The 16,109-nt window shown below is 70.5% G+C and carries 17 protein-coding genes; 7 read left to right on the forward strand and 10 right to left on the reverse strand.

Annotation, left to right across the window (positions count from 1 at the left end; all coding sequences use genetic code 11):
- Positions 1 to 63: 63 nt before the first annotated feature.
- Both Q8A52_RS06480 and Q8A52_RS06485 read left to right on the forward strand, forming a co-directional pair.
- Positions 64 to 531, forward strand: a complete 468-nt coding sequence (locus Q8A52_RS06480; RefSeq protein ID WP_316749756.1) for a hypothetical protein — start codon at positions 64 to 66, stop codon at positions 529 to 531.
- A 155-nt stretch (positions 532 to 686) separates the two neighbouring features.
- Positions 687 to 1,418 (forward strand): nucleotidyltransferase family protein, encoded by a 732-nt coding sequence (locus Q8A52_RS06485; RefSeq protein ID WP_316749758.1) that lies wholly within the window; start codon positions 687 to 689, stop codon positions 1,416 to 1,418.
- Positions 1,419 to 1,571: 153 nt separating this feature from the next.
- Here the strand turns inward: Q8A52_RS06485 and Q8A52_RS06490 are convergent, their stop codons facing one another.
- The 6 genes from Q8A52_RS06490 to Q8A52_RS06515 all read right to left on the reverse strand — a co-directional run bounded on the left by Q8A52_RS06490 (position 1,572) and on the right by Q8A52_RS06515 (position 8,082).
- On the reverse strand, positions 1,572 to 3,242 hold the full coding sequence (locus Q8A52_RS06490) for a DoxX family protein (protein WP_316749760.1): 1,671 nt from the start codon (positions 3,240 to 3,242) through the stop codon (positions 1,572 to 1,574).
- Positions 3,243 to 3,426: 184 nt separating this feature from the next.
- Positions 3,427 to 4,371: a 23S rRNA (guanosine(2251)-2'-O)-methyltransferase RlmB gene (gene rlmB, locus Q8A52_RS06495; RefSeq protein ID WP_316749762.1), complete on the reverse strand. Its 945-nt coding sequence runs from the start codon at positions 4,369 to 4,371 to the stop codon at positions 3,427 to 3,429.
- A gap of 98 nt (positions 4,372 to 4,469) precedes the next feature.
- The gene (gene cysS, locus Q8A52_RS06500) at positions 4,470 to 5,888 is read right to left on the reverse strand and encodes a cysteine--tRNA ligase (RefSeq protein ID WP_316749764.1); all 1,419 of its coding nucleotides are present in this window, start codon (positions 5,886 to 5,888) and stop codon (positions 4,470 to 4,472) included.
- Positions 5,889 to 6,011: 123 nt separating this feature from the next.
- On the reverse strand, positions 6,012 to 6,524 hold the full coding sequence (gene ispF, locus Q8A52_RS06505) for a 2-C-methyl-D-erythritol 2,4-cyclodiphosphate synthase (protein ID WP_316749766.1): 513 nt from the start codon (positions 6,522 to 6,524) through the stop codon (positions 6,012 to 6,014).
- Positions 6,514 to 7,266 (reverse strand): 2-C-methyl-D-erythritol 4-phosphate cytidylyltransferase, encoded by a 753-nt coding sequence (gene ispD / locus Q8A52_RS06510; RefSeq protein ID WP_316749768.1) that lies wholly within the window; start codon positions 7,264 to 7,266, stop codon positions 6,514 to 6,516. Before ispD ends, ispF begins: the two co-directional genes overlap by 11 nt.
- Before the next feature lie 333 nt (positions 7,267 to 7,599).
- On the reverse strand, positions 7,600 to 8,082 hold the full coding sequence (locus Q8A52_RS06515) for a CarD family transcriptional regulator (RefSeq protein ID WP_003953493.1): 483 nt from the start codon (positions 8,080 to 8,082) through the stop codon (positions 7,600 to 7,602).
- A 594-nt stretch (positions 8,083 to 8,676) separates the two neighbouring features.
- Here Q8A52_RS06515 and Q8A52_RS06520 point away from each other — a divergent pair.
- The gene (locus Q8A52_RS06520) at positions 8,677 to 9,345 is read left to right on the forward strand and encodes a DUF461 domain-containing protein (protein WP_316749770.1); all 669 of its coding nucleotides are present in this window, start codon (positions 8,677 to 8,679) and stop codon (positions 9,343 to 9,345) included.
- A gap of 84 nt (positions 9,346 to 9,429) precedes the next feature.
- Here Q8A52_RS06520 and Q8A52_RS06525 read toward each other — a convergent pair whose 3' ends face one another.
- Positions 9,430 to 10,110: a response regulator transcription factor gene (locus Q8A52_RS06525; protein WP_010358452.1), complete on the reverse strand. Its 681-nt coding sequence runs from the start codon at positions 10,108 to 10,110 to the stop codon at positions 9,430 to 9,432.
- On the reverse strand, positions 10,107 to 11,408 hold the full coding sequence (locus tag Q8A52_RS06530) for a sensor histidine kinase (protein WP_316749772.1): 1,302 nt from the start codon (positions 11,406 to 11,408) through the stop codon (positions 10,107 to 10,109). The genes Q8A52_RS06525 and Q8A52_RS06530 overlap by 4 nt, the downstream gene beginning before the upstream one ends.
- 223 nt (positions 11,409 to 11,631) lie before the next feature.
- On the opposite strand from Q8A52_RS06530, the gene phoU reads away from it, so the two are divergent.
- The 3 genes from phoU (at position 11,632) to Q8A52_RS06545 (ending at position 13,031) form a co-directional block, all read left to right on the forward strand.
- Positions 11,632 to 12,309 (forward strand): phosphate signaling complex protein PhoU, encoded by a 678-nt coding sequence (gene phoU, locus Q8A52_RS06535; protein ID WP_316749774.1) that lies wholly within the window; start codon positions 11,632 to 11,634, stop codon positions 12,307 to 12,309.
- Positions 12,310 to 12,488: 179 nt separating this feature from the next.
- Entirely contained in the window at positions 12,489 to 12,644 is a 156-nt protein-coding gene (locus tag Q8A52_RS06540) for a hypothetical protein (RefSeq protein WP_263210210.1), read from the forward strand.
- Between the two features lie 135 nt (positions 12,645 to 12,779).
- Positions 12,780 to 13,031 (forward strand): SCO4226 family nickel-binding protein, encoded by a 252-nt coding sequence (locus Q8A52_RS06545; RefSeq protein WP_316749777.1) that lies wholly within the window; start codon positions 12,780 to 12,782, stop codon positions 13,029 to 13,031.
- A gap of 39 nt (positions 13,032 to 13,070) precedes the next feature.
- Here the strand turns inward: Q8A52_RS06545 and Q8A52_RS06550 are convergent, their stop codons facing one another.
- Positions 13,071 to 13,331: an NrtR DNA-binding winged helix domain-containing protein gene (locus tag Q8A52_RS06550; RefSeq protein WP_316749779.1), complete on the reverse strand. Its 261-nt coding sequence runs from the start codon at positions 13,329 to 13,331 to the stop codon at positions 13,071 to 13,073.
- A gap of 221 nt (positions 13,332 to 13,552) precedes the next feature.
- Between Q8A52_RS06550 and Q8A52_RS06555 the strand changes: the two genes are divergently transcribed.
- Positions 13,553 to 15,862 (forward strand): hypothetical protein, encoded by a 2,310-nt coding sequence (locus tag Q8A52_RS06555; protein ID WP_316749781.1) that lies wholly within the window; start codon positions 13,553 to 13,555, stop codon positions 15,860 to 15,862.
- On the opposite strand, the gene Q8A52_RS06560 is transcribed toward Q8A52_RS06555, so the two are convergent.
- Positions 15,829 to 16,104 carry a maleylpyruvate isomerase N-terminal domain-containing protein gene (locus Q8A52_RS06560; protein WP_316749783.1) on the reverse strand — a complete coding sequence of 92 codons (276 nt, stop codon included), beginning with the start codon at positions 16,102 to 16,104 and terminating at the stop codon, positions 15,829 to 15,831. The two genes, Q8A52_RS06555 and Q8A52_RS06560, sit on opposite strands and share 34 nt — an antisense overlap.
- Positions 16,105 to 16,109: the final 5 nt, after the last annotated feature.

Genomic DNA, 16,109 nt, shown 5'->3' on the forward strand with positions numbered 1-16,109 from the left:
CTTCGTCCCTCGAAACGGTGACCAAATGTCGCCAAATCATTACTGGGCGCTAACCTCACACGCGTGAAGCACTCCACCACCCAACAGACGCGACGCGGCCACCGGGGTCCTGCCCGCCGGATCGGCCGCACCCTCGCCCTTGTCCTGCCCGTCGTCCTGGTGCTCTCCGGGACCCTCGCGGTCACCCGAGTCAACTGGACGGGGAGCCCCCGGAACTCGGTGCTCACCGCCTCGGACGTCTCCTCGGCGGAGGTGTCGTCCGCCCGGGCCGGTGCCGTCTCCCGCGCCCCACAGGACGTGCTGCGCGACCAGCTGATGACCGAGCTGCAGGAGAAGAACCCCGGCGAGGTCCTCACCCACCTCCAGCAGGCGGTCAACGGCCACCCGTCGCTCGCGAAGCACTGCACCTCCATCGCCCGCGCCCTCGGCCGCGCCGCGGTCCGCATGTACGGCGCCTCGCGCGCCCAGGCGTACGCGCGCCCGGTCTGCGACACCTCCTTCGCCTCCGGCGTCCTGGCGGCACACAGCTGACCGGTCCACATACGGCCGACCGCACCGCACCCGGCCGACCGCACCCGCACCCGACCGCGGCTTCCCGGCAAGCGGTGGTTGGGAGCTCGGTAACGGCTGGTTAAGGAACGGTTGCAGGTGAAATTCACGAGCGGGGCGCCACGTACAGTTCGGGCATGACCCATCCGAACGCCGCGTCGCGCCCCACTCAAGCCGTCATCCTGGCCGGTGGCCAGGGCTCACGGCTGCGTCCCTACACCGACGACCGGCCCAAGCCGATGGTCGAGATCCCCGGCACCGGTACCCCGATCATCGGCCACCAGCTGTCCTGGCTCGCCGAGGAGGGCGTGACGGACGTGGTGGTCTCCTGCGGCCACCTCGCCGAGGTCCTGCAGAAGTGGCTGGACTCGGCCGACCTGCCGGTCGGTGTCACCACCGTCGTGGAGACGGAGCCCCTCGGCCGCGGCGGCGGCCTGAAGTACGCGGCCGCCCGTCTGCCCCACCCGGACCGGCCCTGGTACGCCACCAACGGCGACATCTGGACCCGTTTCTCGCTGCGCGAGATGGCGGACTTCCACACCGAGCGCGACGCCGTCGCGACCCTTGCGCTGGCACGACCGCGCATTCCCTGGGGTGCCGTGAAGACGGACGGCTTCGGGCACATCACGGACTTCATCGAGGCCCCGCCGTCGACCTTCGAGATCAACGCGGGCGTCTACGTGTTCTCGCCCGAGTTCGCCGGGCTGCTTCCCGAGCGGGGCGACCACGAGCGGACCACGTTCCCGCATCTGGCGCGCGAGCGCCGGCTGGCGGGCTTCCCGATCCCGCAGGGGGCGTACTGGCGGGCCATCGACACGGCGAAGGATCTGACGGAGGCCGCGAAGGAGCTGGCGGCGCTGGGTCGCTGACGGTCGTGGTCGTCTGCGGGGCCGTTGCGGCTCGCCGCGCCCACGCGCCACAGTCCTGTACGGCGGCGTAGTCCCGTACGTAGAAACGCGGTCCCGTACGTCGAAAGGGGCCCCGCACCACGAGGTGCGGGGCCCCTTCTCCGGCCGCTCCCGCTAGCCCAGCAGGCCGCCCACCAGGCCCGGCTGGCCCGAGGACGTGCTGCCGCCGCCGGTGCCCGTGCCGCCGGTCGAGCCGGTGCCGCCCGTCGCGGTCCCGCCGGAGGTGGGGCCCGAGGTGGTGCTGGGGGCCCGGCCGGCCGGGGAGGTGTGCTGCGGCGGGGCCTGGCCCACGGTGCCCTGGGTCTGGCTGGGGGCGCCACCGGTGGCGGCGCCGGACGAGTGGGCCGCGCCCGGCGTCGTCGCCGCGCTGGACGGCGAGGTGGAGGCCGTCGCGCCGCCGGACGGCGAGGTGGAGGCCGCCGGAGCCTTCTGGCGCTGCTTGGCGGGCTCCTCCGGGAGCGGGGAGCCAGGCAGATTGTTGCGCGGGGCCTCGCCGGGGCCCGGCACGACCACGCGGCTGGAGTCGCGGACGGCGCCGCCCAGGAGGGAGCCGATGAGCAGGGTGAGGCCGACGGTGACGGCCGTGATCAGGGCGCCGCGGCGCAGAACGTAGCGGCGCAGCTCCCAGATGTCCGAGCGGGGTCCGAGGGTGCGCCAGGCGCGGCCCGCGAGGCGGCCGTCGACGGAGTAGACGGGGGCGCCGGCGATGATCAGCGGGGACCAGGCGGCGAGGTAGATGATGTCGGGCGCGTCGTAGGCCGGGACGGTCTTCCAGCTGACGGTGACGATGAGCGCGGCGGAGAGCAGCGCGCCGAAGACCGCGGCCACCCGCTGCCAGCAGCCCAGGATCGTGAGGACGCCCACGACGACCTGGAGGAAGGCGATGACGAGCCCCGAGCCGACCGGGTGCTGGAGCGCGAACTGCCGCAGCGGCTCGGCGACTTCCCAGGGGTGCAGGGTGTTGAGCCACTTCACCATGGAGCCGCGCTTGCCGCCGTCGAAGTAGACGGGGTCGCAGAGCTTGCCCATGCCGGCGTAGATGGAGATGAAGCCGAGGAAGATCCGGAGGGGGAGCAGGACCACGCCGAGGTTCAACCGGCGGCCGGGGTAGTAGGCGTGCCGGGCCGGGTCTTCGGCGTGGCGCCTGGTCCGGGGTGCGGGGGGCGTCTGGGCCGGTTCCTCGTAGTCCTCGAACTCGCCGTCGGCGTAGGGATGTTCGTCGTAGGCGGGCTCGTCGTAGGCGCTGCCCACGGTGCGCATGGGGGGCAGCAGACGTTTCTCGCCGGAGGCGGGGGCGCGCTGGGGGCCGACGACGGGGGTCTCGACGGTCCGGTCGAAGTCGTCGTAACCGACGCCGCCGTAGCCGCCGCCGAGACCGACGCGCGGGATGACGCGGGTGGCCCCGGCCTCGACCGACGGGTCGTCGGCATAGCGGACGCTGCCGCCCCGCACGGCCTGGAGCAGCCGGTGGGCGCCGGTGTCGTCGGGTGCGGACCTGCCGCTCCAGACGACGGGGCGGCGCCGGCGTGCGGCCGGGGCCGCTCTGCCCGCCGTGCCGGTGACCGGGATGCGGGCGGTGTGCTCGGTGGCGCTCAAGTGCCGTGCGACCCGCGGGGATTGGTTACGCCGCGTCGATACGCCCAGTTGCACGCGGAAGCTCGCGTGATTGACGATGACCTGCGCCGGATCGCTCGGCACCTTCACCATGCTCAGCGCGGGAGCGTCGTCGAATCCCGACGAGCGGTCCCCCGTGGGTGTGCGGGGTGTTCTGGTGTCCACACTCATCTAACCGAGTGACGTGGAGTTAGGACACTGCTTTGACCGGTCGGATCTGTCCGGACCGCGTCAAGGTTGCCCTGGACGCCGGATTTGGCCCGTACGGGTGAACTTGCGGACGCGCGTTCAAGCGCGCCCGCAGCCGTCGTCGGCTGCTCGCCGACCCGTCGTCGGCTCCTCGGCCGACCCGCCGTCAGCTCCGGCGCCGAGCGGCCTCGTACAGGACGATCCCCGCCGCCACACCGGCGTTGAGCGACTCCGCGCCACCCGGCATCGGGATCCGCACCCGGAAGTCGCACGTCTCGCCGACCAGTCGGGACAGGCCCTTGCCCTCGCTGCCGACGACGATGACGACGGGGCCCTCCAGGGCCTCCAGGTCGCCGAGTTCGGCCTCTCCGTCGGCGGCGAGGCCGACGACCACGATCCCGGCCTTCTTGTACGCCTCCAGGGCGCGCGTCAGGTTGGTGGCGCGGGCGACGGGCGTACGGGCGGCCGTACCGGCGGAGGTCTTCCAGGCGCCGGCGGTCATGCCGGCCGCGCGCCGCTCGGGCACGACGACGCCGTGGCCGCCGAAGGCGGACACGGAGCGGACGACGGCGCCGAGGTTGCGCGGGTCGGTCACCCCGTCGAGGGCGACGATCAGCGGGTCCTCGCCCTCGTCGTAGGCGGCGTCGGCGAGGTCCTCGGGGTGCGCGTACTCGTACGGCGGGACCTGCAGGACCAGACCCTGGTGGTTGAGCCCGTTGGTCATACGGTCGAGCTCGGGGCGCGGGGCCTCCATGAGGTTGATGCCCCCGCGCTCGGCGGCGAGCTGCAGGGCCTCGCGGACGCGCTCGTCGTTGTCGATGAACTGCTGGACGTAGAGGGTGCTCGCGGGCACGCCCTCGCGCAGCGCCTCGACGACCGGGTTGCGGCCGACGACCAGCTCGGAGGACGCCTTGCCGCCGCCCCGGCGCTGCGGCGTGCGCCCCTGGGCGGCGCGACGCGCCTTCGCGTTCGCGGCACGCTGCTTGGCGTGTCCCTTGCGCATCTCGGCGGGCGGGGTCGGCCCCTTGCCCTCGAGGCCCCGGCGCCGCTGGCCGCCACTGCCGACCTGCGCGCCCTTCTTGCCGGACATGCGGCGGTTGTTCGCGGCCATGACCTACCTGTTCTCTACGGAAGCGTGCGTACGTGTATATGCAGTGTGCCGCCCGGACACCCGGGCGGCACAATCGATCACCGGACCGTCGGTGGGCCTCAGCGCTGGCCGAGGCTCCAGCGCGGCCCCTGCGGGCTGTCCTCGATCACCAGACCGGACTGGTTGAGCTGGTCGCGGATGGCGTCCGCGGTGGCCCAGTCCTTGCGGGAGCGGGCCGCCTCGCGCTGGTCGAGGACCAGTCGTACGAGGCTGTCGACCACGCCGTGCACGTTTTTGTTGAGCACGGTTTCGCCGCGGTCGGCGCCGTCGCCGGCCCAGTGCGGGTCGAACGGGTCGAGGCCCAGGACGCCGAGCATGGCGCGCACCTCGGCGAGGCGGGCGACGGCGGCTTCCTTGTCGTCGGCGGCGAGTGCGGAGTTGCCCTGCCGGACGGTGGTGTGCACGACGGCCAGTGCCTGCGGGACACCGAGGTCGTCGTCCATCGCCTCGGCAAACGCGGGCGGCACCTCGGCGGAGGGCTCGACGACGCCCCCGGCCAGCTCGACGACGCGCTGCACGAAGCCCTCGATCCGCGCGAACGCCGACTCGGCCTCGCGCAGGGCGTCCTCGCTGTACTCGATCATCGAGCGGTAGTGCGGGGTGCCGAGGTAGTAGCGCAGCACGATGGGACGCCACTGCTTGACCATCTCGGAGACCAGGACGCTGTTGCCCAGCGACTTGGACATCTTGTCTCCGGCCATGGTGACCCAGGCGTTGTGCACCCAGTACTGGGCGAAGTCGTCGCCGTAGGCCTTGGCCTGGGCGATCTCGTTCTCGTGGTGCGGGAAGATCAGGTCGAGGCCGCCGCCGTGGATGTCGAAGGCACTGCCCAGGTACTTGTGCGCCATGGCCGAGCACTCCAGGTGCCAGCCCGGACGCCCGGGTCCCCACGGCGTCGGCCAGGTCGGTTCGCCGGGCTTGGCGGACTTCCACATGGCGAAGTCGCGCGGGTCCCGCTTGCCGGTCTCGCCCTCGCCGGAGGGCTGGAGCAGGTTGTCGAGCTCCTGCCGGGACAGCTCCAGGTACTGCGGGAAGGAGCGCACGTCGAAGTAGACGTTGCCGTCGGCCTCGTAGGCGTGGCCGCGCTCGATGAGGCCCTGCATCATCTCGATCATCTCGGTGATGTGGCCGGTGGCGCGGGGCTCGTACGTCGGCGGCAGGCAGCCGAGCGCCGTGTAACCGGCGTCGAACGCCCGCTCGTTCTCGTACCCGATCGACCACCACGGGCGGCTCTGCTCGGCCGCCTTGGCGATGATCTTGTCGTCGATGTCGGTGACGTTCCTGACGAACGTCACCTCGTAGCCCCGGTAGGCGAACCACCGGCGCATGATGTCGAAGTTGAGGCCCGACCGGATGTGCCCGATGTGCGGCGCCGACTGCACGGTGGCACCACACAGGTAGATCGAGACACAACCCGGCGTGAGCGGGGCGAAGTCACGGATCTGCCGGGCGTTGGTGTCGTACAGCCGAATAGTCACCACTCCAGGGTAGTGGGCGCCGGGTAGTGCCTTGCGACCTTCCGCCGAAGGACCACGAATTCGTGACGTTTGCCTCCGGCGGTTCGGCGGCCATTTCGTTCCGGTGCGCCGTGGCTCGTGTCCTCAGACGCCGGAGGGGCCGGCCGGGTCCACCCGGACGACCAGTGCCGTGGCCACCGCCATGAGCCCCTCGTCCCGGCCCGGGAAGCCCAGGCCGTCGGTCGTGGCGCCGGAGACGGAGACCGGGGCCCCGGCCGCCTCCGAGAGGAGCTTCTGGGCCTCGTCCCGGCGCTTGCCGATCTTGGGGCGGGGGCCGACGACCTGGACCGCGATGTTGCCGATGCGGAAACCCGCCTCGCGGACGATCCGGGCCGCCTCCGTGAGCAGGGTGACGCCGGACGCGCCCGACCACTCCGGGCGCCCGGTGCCGAAGTGCCGGCCCAGGTCACCGAGGCCGGCCGCCGAGAAGAGCGCGTTGCACGCGGCGTGGGCGACGACGTCCGCGTCGGAGTGACCGGCCAGGCCAGGCCCCTCGCCCTCCCACTTCAGGCCGGCGCACCACAGCTCACGGCCCTCTTCGAAGGCGTGGATGTCGGTGCCGATGCCGACCTGGGGAAGCACCGTGTCAGAAGCCATCGTTCAGCCTCCGGCGGGCCAGGACCGCCTCCGCGAGGACCAGGTCCAGCGGGCGGGTGACCTTGAAGGCCTCCTCGTGGCCGGGGACCACCACGACCGGCTCCCCGAGCCGTTCGACCAGGCCGGCGCAGTCGGTGACGTCGTCGGTGACGGTCTCGTGGGCCCGTACCAGCGTCGCCCGGTCGAAGCCCTGCGGTGTCTGTACGGCGCGCAGCCGGGCACGCTCGGGCGTGGCCAGCACCGGCTCGGGCTCGCCCGCCACCGTCGCGGGCTCGACCTCCTTGACTGTGTCGGCGAGCGGCAGCGCGGGGACGACGGCGTGAGCTCCGTCACGCACCGCCTCGATCACCGCGTCCACGGTGTCCACGGGCACGAGCGGACGGGCCGCGTCGTGCACCAGGACGATGCCGTGGTCGGGCGGGAGCGCGTCCAGCCCCAGCTTCACCGACTCCTGGCGGGAGTCCCCGCCGGGCACGACCAGGAAGTCCGTCCGCTCGGGCAGCGCGTGCGCGTCGAGCAGCGACTTGACCTCGGCGGTGCCGTCCGGCGGGGCCACGACGATCACCAGGGAGACGGCACGGGACGCGGCGAGCGCGCGCACCGCGTGGATGAGCATGGGAGTGCCGTTCAGCGTGCGGAGTGCCTTGGGGGCGCCCGGGCCGAGGCGTACGCCCCGGCCGGCGGCCGGAATCACCGCGGCCGTACGCAACTCCGCGGGCGAAGGGCGCGAATCGTCAGACATCGGTTCCTGTCAGGTTTGTGTGCTCGGCCTACGTGGGTATGGCCTGGGAAGTGCCGGGCGCGACGCCTTGACCGGACCCTTCCGTGACACCGGTCTAGCCTGCTGCCCGGGCCCGGCACGCCATGTATCGGGGGGAAATCCCTTCGACTTGATACTCGATGGATCCGATACTCGACTCAACGGTTTCGAGGGTTTCGAGTGTGGGGATCCGAGTACGTGACAGGCGTACGGCATCCGAGTACGAACATGCCGCAGCGCCCGGCGACAGAAGTCACGTCATCGGGCACCGCGGCATTCACTGTGCTGAGCAGAGCGGGCGCAGCCGGCTTCGCGTCAGGACGCGAGGACCTCGTCGAGCAGGGCCTCGGCCTTGTCCTCGTTCGTGTTCTCCGCAAGAGCGAGCTCGCTCACCAGGATCTGGCGAGCCTTGGCGAGCATGCGCTTCTCACCGGCGGAGAGTCCACGCTCGCGCTCGCGACGCCACAGGTCACGCACGACTTCCGCGACCTTGATGACATCGCCGGAGGCGAGCTTCTCCAGGTTTGCCTTGTAACGACGAGACCAGTTCGTGGGCTCCTCGGCGTACGGCGCGCGCAACACCTCGAAGACCCGGTCCAGCCCGTCCTGACCGACCACATCACGCACGCCCACGAACTCAGCATTGTCCGCTGGCACACGCACCGTCAGGTCACCCTGGGCGACCTTCAGCACCAAGTAGGTCTTGTCCACGCCTTTGATCTGGCGAGTTTCGATGGCCTCGATCAGCGCGGCCCCGTGATGGGGATAGACCACGGTGTCGCCAACCTTGAACGTCATGTGACAGGTACCCCTTCCGTGGCTATCCAGGGTAACACGGATACGGCGTCTTCTGAATGGCGTTTTCGCAGGTCAGGGCATATCTCGGGGCTTGACAACAGCAACAGGAACGTGCTTCGGAAGGCTGGCGGAAGCAGGTATTCGCAGGTCGGAGCCGCTCTTCGGGCGAGGTGAAACGCGCACGTTACACACATCCGGAGGCCCCTCCAAGTGGCTGAACGTCCACATTTGTCCGCTCCCAGGCGTGCGACTTCCGCTACTCCGTTCGGTTGGCCTGAGTCGGGTACGAGACGTTTCCGGAATTGATCACGGGCGGCAGACTGAGCGGTACGTGATCAATTCCGGTTCGGCCTCGCATTGCTTCACGGAAATTTTGCGAGACGCCTTATGTGAATGCCGGACAAGCCCCGAGTCAAAGTGACTCGGCAGTCACTTGTGGCGCCCGGGTACCCCCTGCACGAGCGAAGCCTGTGAGGTTGGGGGAGGGTCGGGTGCCAGCGCTCCGGAACGGCTCGGTAACCTATGGCCGCTGACAGACACTTAGGGTGGCTTTATAAGGAAGGCCGCCCGTGCGTTCAAGGAGTTGCCGCCGCCGTGAGCAGCAGCCTTCGACGCGGCGCCCTCGCCGCCTCCGCCATCGCCTTCTCGATCGCCTCGCTCGCCGCCTGCGCTGCCGGCAACGACTCCCAGACGCTGGAGGTCAAGCCGGACAACGCGGCGACCAGCGTCGGCACCATCAAGGTGCAGAACGCGACCGTCATCACGCAGCCCGATCTGCAGTCCACCGGTCCGGCCGTGATCTCCGCGACCATCTTCAACACCGGCACCACGCCGCAGACGCTGCAGTCGCTCGTCGTGCCCGGCACCGGCAAGACCGCGCAGCTCTCCCCCGCCAAGGGCGGATCGCTCACCGTCCCGGCCGGTGGCCGGCTCATCCTCGGCGGCAAGAACAACGCCTCCGCCGTGCTGGCCAGCAGCCGCGAGTCGGTCCAGGACGGCAACGCCCAGAAGATCACCTTCACCTTCAGCCAGACCGGTGACGTGAGCCTGCGCGCCTTCGTCGTCCCGGCCACCCACTACTTCACGGAATGGGGCCCGAGCGAGATCCCGACGCCCTCGGCCTCGCCCTCGGCCGCCGCCGGCGCCTCGGCGTCCACCAGCGCCAAGCCCGGCAAGCACGCGACCGCCACCGCGACGGAGTCCGCCACCGGGTCCACCCCGAACGACTCGGCGTCGGCGTCGGTCACGCCGTCCGGCCACTGATCGGCCGTACGACCCCACCGCACGAGTGAAGGGCGGCCCCCTCGGGGGTACCGCCCTTCACTCGTGTCAGTCCAGGTGGACGATTTACGGCTCGAACTTGTAGCCCAGCCCACGCACGGTCACCAGGTAACGCGGCGCACCCGGGTCCGGCTCGATCTTCGCGCGCAGGCGCTTGACGTGGACATCAAGGGTCTTGGTGTCGCCGACGTAGTCGGCACCCCAGACGCGGTCGATGAGCTGCATACGGGTCAGGACGCGGCCGGCGTTGCGCAGCAGCATCTCCAGCAGGTCGAACTCCTTGAGGGGGAGGTCCACCTTCGAGCCGGAGACCGTCACCACGTGCCGGTCGACGTCCATGCGGACCGGGCCCGCCTCCAGGGCGGCCGGGGTGACCTCCTCCGGCTCACCGCGGCGGCGCAGCACGGCGCGGATGCGGGCGACCAGCTCCCGCGAGGAGAACGGCTTGGTGACGTAGTCGTCGGCTCCTATCTCCAGGCCGACCACCTTGTCGATCTCGCTGTCCTTGGCGGTCACCATGATCACCGGGACGTTGGAGCGGCCGCGCAGCTGGCGGCACACCTCCGTGCCGGGCAGCCCCGGCAGCATCAGGTCGAGGAGGACGAGGTCGGCGCCGTTGCGCTCGAACTCGTCGAGTCCGTCGGGGCCCGTGGCCGCCACGGCGACCTCGAAGCCCTCCTTGCGGAGCATGTACGACAGGGCGTCGGAGAAGGACTCCTCGTCCTCGACGACGAGCACTCGGGTCACGGAAGGACCTCCGGGGCGGGAAGCGTTTCGTACGCGGTTGAGTCGGGGGATTGGTGAGATGCGGCCGAGTGGGAGGACTCGGGGGACGAGTGTGCGGTGGGTCCGGCCTCTTCGTCGAGGTCGGGGTGTTGGAGGGCGCGGTCACGGGCCACGCCCGCCTCCGGCAGCCGCAGGGTGAAGGTGGAGCCCTGGCCTTCGGCGCTCCACACCGTGACCTCCCCGCCGTGCGAGGCGACGACGTGCTTGACGATCGCGAGACCCAGACCGGTACCGCCGGTGGCCCGGGAACGGGCCGGGTCGACGCGGTAGAAGCGCTCGAAGATGCGCTCCTTGTCCTTTTCGGTGATGCCGATGCCCTGGTCCGTGACGGCGAGCTCGATCATGTCGCCGCCGGATGCGCCGACCCGGCGGGCGGCTATGCCGACGCGGGTCCGGGCCGGGGAGTAGTTGACGGCGTTCTCGACGAGGTTGCCGAGGGCGGCGGCGAGCTGCCCGCGGTTGCCCCACACATGCAGGTCGGCGGTGCCGCCGGCGGCCATGGTGATCTGCTTCGTACCGGCCTGGTGGCGACAGCGGTCGATGGCCTCGGCGACCAGCTCGTCCACCCGGACGGGCTCGGCGTCCTCCAGCGGGTCGTCGTTCTGGACCCGGGAGAGGTCGATGAGCTCCTGCACCAGGTTGGTCAGCCGGGTGGCCTCGATCTGCATGCGGCCGGCGAAGCGCTGCACGGCCTCCGGGTCGTCGGAGGCGTCCATGACGGCCTCGGACAGCAGGGAGAGCGCCCCGACCGGGGTCTTCAGCTCATGACTGACATTGGCGACGAAGTCACGCCGCACGGCCTCGATCCGGCGGGCCTCGGTGAGGTCCTCGACCAGGAGCAGCACGAGCCGGGAGCCGAGCGGCGCCACACGGGCGGACACCGCGAGGGCCTCGCCCCGGCCGGTGCCCCGCCTCGGCAGATCCAGCTCGACCTGGCGTATCTCCCCGTCCCGCCGGGTGTCCCGGGCCATCTGGAGCATGGGCTCCACGGCGAGCTTGCCGCCGCGCACCAGCCCGAGGGCGTAGGCCGCGGAGCTCGCCTTGACGACGGCGTCGCCCTCGTCGAGTACGACCGCCGACGACCGGAGCACGGACAGCACGGTGTCCACGCCCGGTGGGAGCACGGGGTCGGTGTGCAGAGAAGTCCTGGTCGGTCGCTTCTGGTCGCGTTCGCTCCAGCGGAACGCCAGCATGGCGATGACACCGGTAAGCACCCCGGCGATCGCTGCCGCTGCGGCGACCGCCGCGTTCACGTCCATGCATCCAGGTTAGGCATGACGTACGACATCCCCACAGCCGTCGAGGTGCGAGCTCGAACACTCGTCGCCCAGAGTTCACCTTGGAGCCAGTGATGGTTCATTTGAGGTGGCAGAAACGGACGCGTCGGGGCCGGAACGTGGGAGCGTGGGGTTCGTACCGGTGGTTTCGCCACGGGCCCCGGCCCCCGGAACCCCCGAAGAACACGTACGAGAGGGAACCCTGATGCGGGACGCGTACCACGAGGAACTGGACTCGATCGGCGACGGACTGGTGGAGATGGCCCGGCTGGTCGGGTCGGCGATCGGGCGCGCCACGACGGCCATCCTGGACTCCGACCTCAAGCTGGCCGAGAGCGTGATCGAGGCGGACAAGAAGGTCGACGAGCTCCAGCACGACCTCGAGGGCCGGGCGATAGCCCTGCTCGCCCGTCAGCAGCCGGTGGCGACGGATCTGCGGATCGTGGTCACGTCGCTCCGTATGTCCGCCGACCTGGAGCGCTCCGGCGACCTCGCCCAGCACGTGGCGAAGCTCGCCCGCCTCCGTTTCCCGGAGCGCGCGGTCCCGCAGGACCTGCACGCCACGATCCTGGAGATGGGCCAGCTCGCCCAGCGCCTGATGGCGAAGGCGGCCGAGGTCATCATCACCAAGGACGTCGACCTCGCGCTCCAGCTGGAGCAGGACGACGACGAGATGGACCTCCTGCACCGCACCCTCTTCCAGCACCTGATCGACGAGCGCTGGAAGCACGGCATCGAGACCGCCGTCGACGTCACCCTGCTCGGTCGCTACTACGAGCGCTACGCCGACCACGCGGTGGCGGTCGCCAAGCGCGTGGTGTTCCTGGTGACGGGTGAGCACGCGGACGACATCCAGCCGGTGACGGGGGTCGAGGGGGCGTAGCCCTCCCGGGCCGGGGGCTCGGGGCCGCGGGCAGGGACCGCGGGCGCTCGAAGGGTTGCCCGGCGTCGCGCGTTGCCCTTCCCGGGCGCGTGGACGCCACTGTGCGCCGTTCATGCGCCCGGCGGACCGGGCATGAAGTGGGCAAAGGGCACCAGGCCCTAGCCTCCAGGAGGGGACCCATGGCCGAATCCCCCAGCACCACGCCCGACCCCACCCAGCAGCGCGAGACCGACCAGCCCACCGAGACCAGGAGCCTCCCGCTCTTCGGCGCGTGCGGCTGTGGCTCGGGCTGTGGTTGCGGGTGCCAGTCCGGCAATCCCTGCCAGTGCGGCTGACGCCTCACATCCGATACGACGACGAAGGCCTCCGGTGCGAGAGATCACCGGGGGCCTTCGCCCTCCACCCCGCCGAGGCGCAGCATGAAGGGGAGGAGGGGGCACAGGCAGGGAGCAGGAAAGAGGTGTGAGGCCATGACCCAGTTCATGGACGTCCACCACGGGTGGAAGGGCATCACTGCCGAGCAGCTGCAGCAGGCCCACGATGCCGACCAGGCCATAGAGAAGGACGAGGGCGTGCACTTCGAACGCGCCTGGGCCGACCCCGGGTCCGGCACGGTCTACTGCCTGTCCGAGGCCCCCTCGGCCGAAGCGATCCAACGCATCCACGAACGCACGGGCCACCGGGCGGACGAGATCCACCCGGTACCGCTGTCGATCTGGTGAAACCGATGGCGCCCGGGGCGGCCTGTCGTGGTCGGCCTGCTAGAACACCGGAGTCTCGTCGGCGAGGCCGGCGGTCCGGGCACGTTGCCCCGACCGCTTCCTAGGTGAATACAGAGACGGGGCCGAGCCCACCCGGAAGAGCTCGGCCGGCTTCCCGGGCTGGGCCGTGCGCCTCTCACCGGTCTTCACCAGGAAGCCCTCGATTCCGCGCGCCTTGCGCTGGAAGTTCTGCGGGTTGATCTTGTCGCCCCACACCTGGCGGCCGGCGCCGTGACGGTACTTCCGGCACCCGTCGCCCATGCCGGCGGCACCGCGAACGCGCGGTGCTCGGTCAAGGATCTGGTCGCGGCGATCAACAAGACCCGAGCCGCCGTCACGGAGCGCGACGAGACGAATGGTGCGGTTCTCCGAACGCCGAACCTCCTCGCCGGCCCATCGCACGCCTCCCCCAGCCGTCAGAACCGAGCTTCTCCCGTGCTAAGTTGCGCTCCTTGATCGTGAAGGTTGGGTGGGGGCCTTTCATGAAACTGGCGCGATTCTCGACGCCGTCGGCCGCAGCGCTGCTCCTGGGACTGACGACTGTCATTGGTCCCGGCGCGTACGAGTCGTACGGGGCGTCGGACGTACCGCTGCCGATCGCGCACTTCGCGCACATGCTCGTGGACGCTCCGCACGGGCACCTGTTCATCAGCGGCGGCGCCGGCACCGACGGCATTCTCGTCACCGACCTCGACGGCGGAAACCCGACGATGATCAGTGGTGAGCCGGGTGCCACCGGGCTCGCCCTGTCCGACGACGGATCCGCGCTGTACGCGTCCCTCCCGGACCAGGACGCGATCGCAGCGATCAACACCGAGAGCCTGACCGAGGCGGCTCGTTACGGCACGGGCGCCGGCACCCACCCGGACTCGCTGGCCGTCGCCGGGGGCACCCTCTGGTTCGGGTACGGCACGGCGGGCGCCGGCGGCATCGGGTCCGTGAACGGAGCCGGTACGGTCACCTTGCCTCAGGATTCCGGCAATTGGGCAGCACCGCCCATGCTGGCGACGACCCCGACGCCCTCCGGCGTACTCGCGGCTGCCGTGCAGACGGGCGACACCGCCGCCTTCGCCACGTACCGGGCCGAGGGCGGAGCACTGACACGGCAAGCCGCGAAGACCCTGCCCGTCCCCGGCCTGACCGATGTCAGGGTCACGGCGGACGGGCAGCACCTGGCGGTCTCGTCCCAGGCCGACTGGACGAACAATCGGTTCCGCACCTCGGACCTGGCGGCGGACGGGCGATTCGCCATGGCCATGGGCCCCAACGGGGTTGCCGTGGCCCCGGACGGCACCGTGGCCAACGGCGAGCGCCCCAACGGGTTCGAGACGTTTCCGGAAACGGGCGAGGGTTCTTACCACCAGTACGAGATCCATTCCCCGCTGCGTCTGGCGGCACACGGCCTCGCCTGGGCACCGGACGGAAGCCGGCTCTACGCCGTGGGCGTGAACGCCGCCACGGGCACACCGACGCTCCGGACAGTCCAGAACCCGGAAATCGCCTGGGTCCGTCTCTACGGCCGTTCGACCACCGATCCGCTCGCTCCCGGCGAGACCTATTCGTTCCGGGCCGGCTTCGATTCGCCCCTCAGCCTCGACGCCGGGCAATCCATGATCCCGGGCACCGTACGGATCACGCGCTACGACGACGCCGACCCGGACGGTGTGCTCATCCCGGACCCGACAACCACCCCGGCACACGGACCGGTCGACTTCTTCGGCTCCTACTACGTCGCCGGCACCGCTCCCCTCACCGGCCCACTGAGCTTCCACGTCGACTACTCCGGAGGCGGCCACTACGCCCCGGCCGACCAGACCTTCGACATCCCCGTCGCCAAGTACGCGCCCACCATGGCGCTGACTGCTCCCTCCGCCGCCGACCGGGCCGCACCGCTGACCGTCACCGGGCAACTCACCTGGCCGCACGCACATGTGACGACCGGCGCGGTCCACGTCGTCAAGACCGACCTGGCGCACCCCTCCGGCTACTCGGCGGGCACCGTGTCCGTCGCCGCCGACGGCAGCTTCGCCTTCCACGACACTCCACAGGCCGGCGGAGCGAACACCTACGCCTTCACCTACGACGGTGGCACGTCCTACCTTCCGGTCACGGCGTCGGCGAAGGTGCAGGTGTCCCGGGCAACTCCGAGCCTGAGTGTGGCGACCGACGCGAAGTCGTACCACTCCGGCGCGACCGTCAAGGTCACCGCGCACCTGGGGACCACGTACAACTCACGCCTCGTGACGCTGTACGACCAGCCTGCGGGCGCGTCGCGGACGCAGCTCAAGAGCGGCAAGGTCGACGCGCAGGGAAACCTCGTCGCGTACTACAAGGCCACCCGCAACACCGTCTTCAGCGCGGCCTTCGCGGGGGACTACCGCTACGCGCCGCGCACCGTGACGACCGGTACGACCCTCACACCGACGGTCCGTACGAACACGCAGTGGCCGACCGGGACCACGCGCATCGGATCCACCACGTACCAGGTGTTCTACAAGTCCGAAGTCAACATGGGTTTCGACCTCCAGGTCACACCCCATCAGTCGGACGGCTGCACGTCGGTGTACCTCGAGCATTACTACTCGGGGGCCTGGCACCAGGTCACCGCGCAAAGGTGCGTGCCCCTGTACTCCGACGGCTGGTACGGCTACGGCCGGGCTCTGAATCTCTTCACGAGCAACGACCACTACCGCATCCGCGGCTCCTACACGCCGCCGACCAAGGGTGCACAGACCGGCAGCGTGTGGAGCCGGTGGACCTACCTCACGGTCCGCCCCGGCAGCCCCTCCTGAGCAGAAAACTGCGGCGCGGCGTTGACGTGTGCGCCACCTTGGCGTTTGCAACGTTCCCCGCTTTCGCCCCTCACCGCGGACATCAGGAGGCTCAGCAAATCGGCCATGTGAGTGGCGACGTCCTTGACCGACCAGCCGGTGGCGGCGCTCGGAGCAGCCCATTCATCGCCGCTCAGCGACGGGAGCGCTACCCGGACATCGTCGATGGTCGCGCGCAGGCCGACCATGCCTTCCAGACTCATCTCAT

This window comes from Streptomyces herbicida, from assembly GCF_032656585.1.
GTDB classification, from domain to species: Bacteria; Actinomycetota; Actinomycetes; order Streptomycetales; family Streptomycetaceae; genus Streptomyces; species Streptomyces herbicida.

Coding starts and splice junctions, on each gene's coding strand:
- Q8A52_RS06515 (WP_003953493.1), bottom strand. CDS start 8,082: ATGACGTTCAAGGTTGGCGACACCGTGGTCTATCCCCATCACGGGGCC.
- Q8A52_RS06485 (WP_316749758.1), top strand. CDS start 687: ATGACCCATCCGAACGCCGCGTCGCGCCCCACTCAAGCCGTCATCCTG.
- Q8A52_RS06555 (WP_316749781.1), top strand. CDS start 13,553: ATGAAACTGGCGCGATTCTCGACGCCGTCGGCCGCAGCGCTGCTCCTG.
- Q8A52_RS06560 (WP_316749783.1), bottom strand. CDS start 16,104: ATGAGTCTGGAAGGCATGGTCGGCCTGCGCGCGACCATCGACGATGTC.
- Q8A52_RS06530 (WP_316749772.1), bottom strand. CDS start 11,408: ATGGACGTGAACGCGGCGGTCGCCGCAGCGGCAGCGATCGCCGGGGTG.
- ispF (WP_316749766.1), bottom strand. CDS start 6,524: ATGGCTTCTGACACGGTGCTTCCCCAGGTCGGCATCGGCACCGACATC.
- phoU (WP_316749774.1), top strand. CDS start 11,632: ATGCGGGACGCGTACCACGAGGAACTGGACTCGATCGGCGACGGACTG.
- rlmB (WP_316749762.1), bottom strand. CDS start 4,371: ATGGCCGCGAACAACCGCCGCATGTCCGGCAAGAAGGGCGCGCAGGTC.
- Q8A52_RS06550 (WP_316749779.1), bottom strand. CDS start 13,331: ATGGGCGACGGGTGCCGGAAGTACCGTCACGGCGCCGGCCGCCAGGTG.
- Q8A52_RS06545 (WP_316749777.1), top strand. CDS start 12,780: ATGACCCAGTTCATGGACGTCCACCACGGGTGGAAGGGCATCACTGCC.
- Q8A52_RS06540 (WP_263210210.1), top strand. CDS start 12,489: ATGGCCGAATCCCCCAGCACCACGCCCGACCCCACCCAGCAGCGCGAG.
- Q8A52_RS06490 (WP_316749760.1), bottom strand. CDS start 3,242: ATGAGTGTGGACACCAGAACACCCCGCACACCCACGGGGGACCGCTCG.
- ispD (WP_316749768.1), bottom strand. CDS start 7,266: ATGTCTGACGATTCGCGCCCTTCGCCCGCGGAGTTGCGTACGGCCGCG.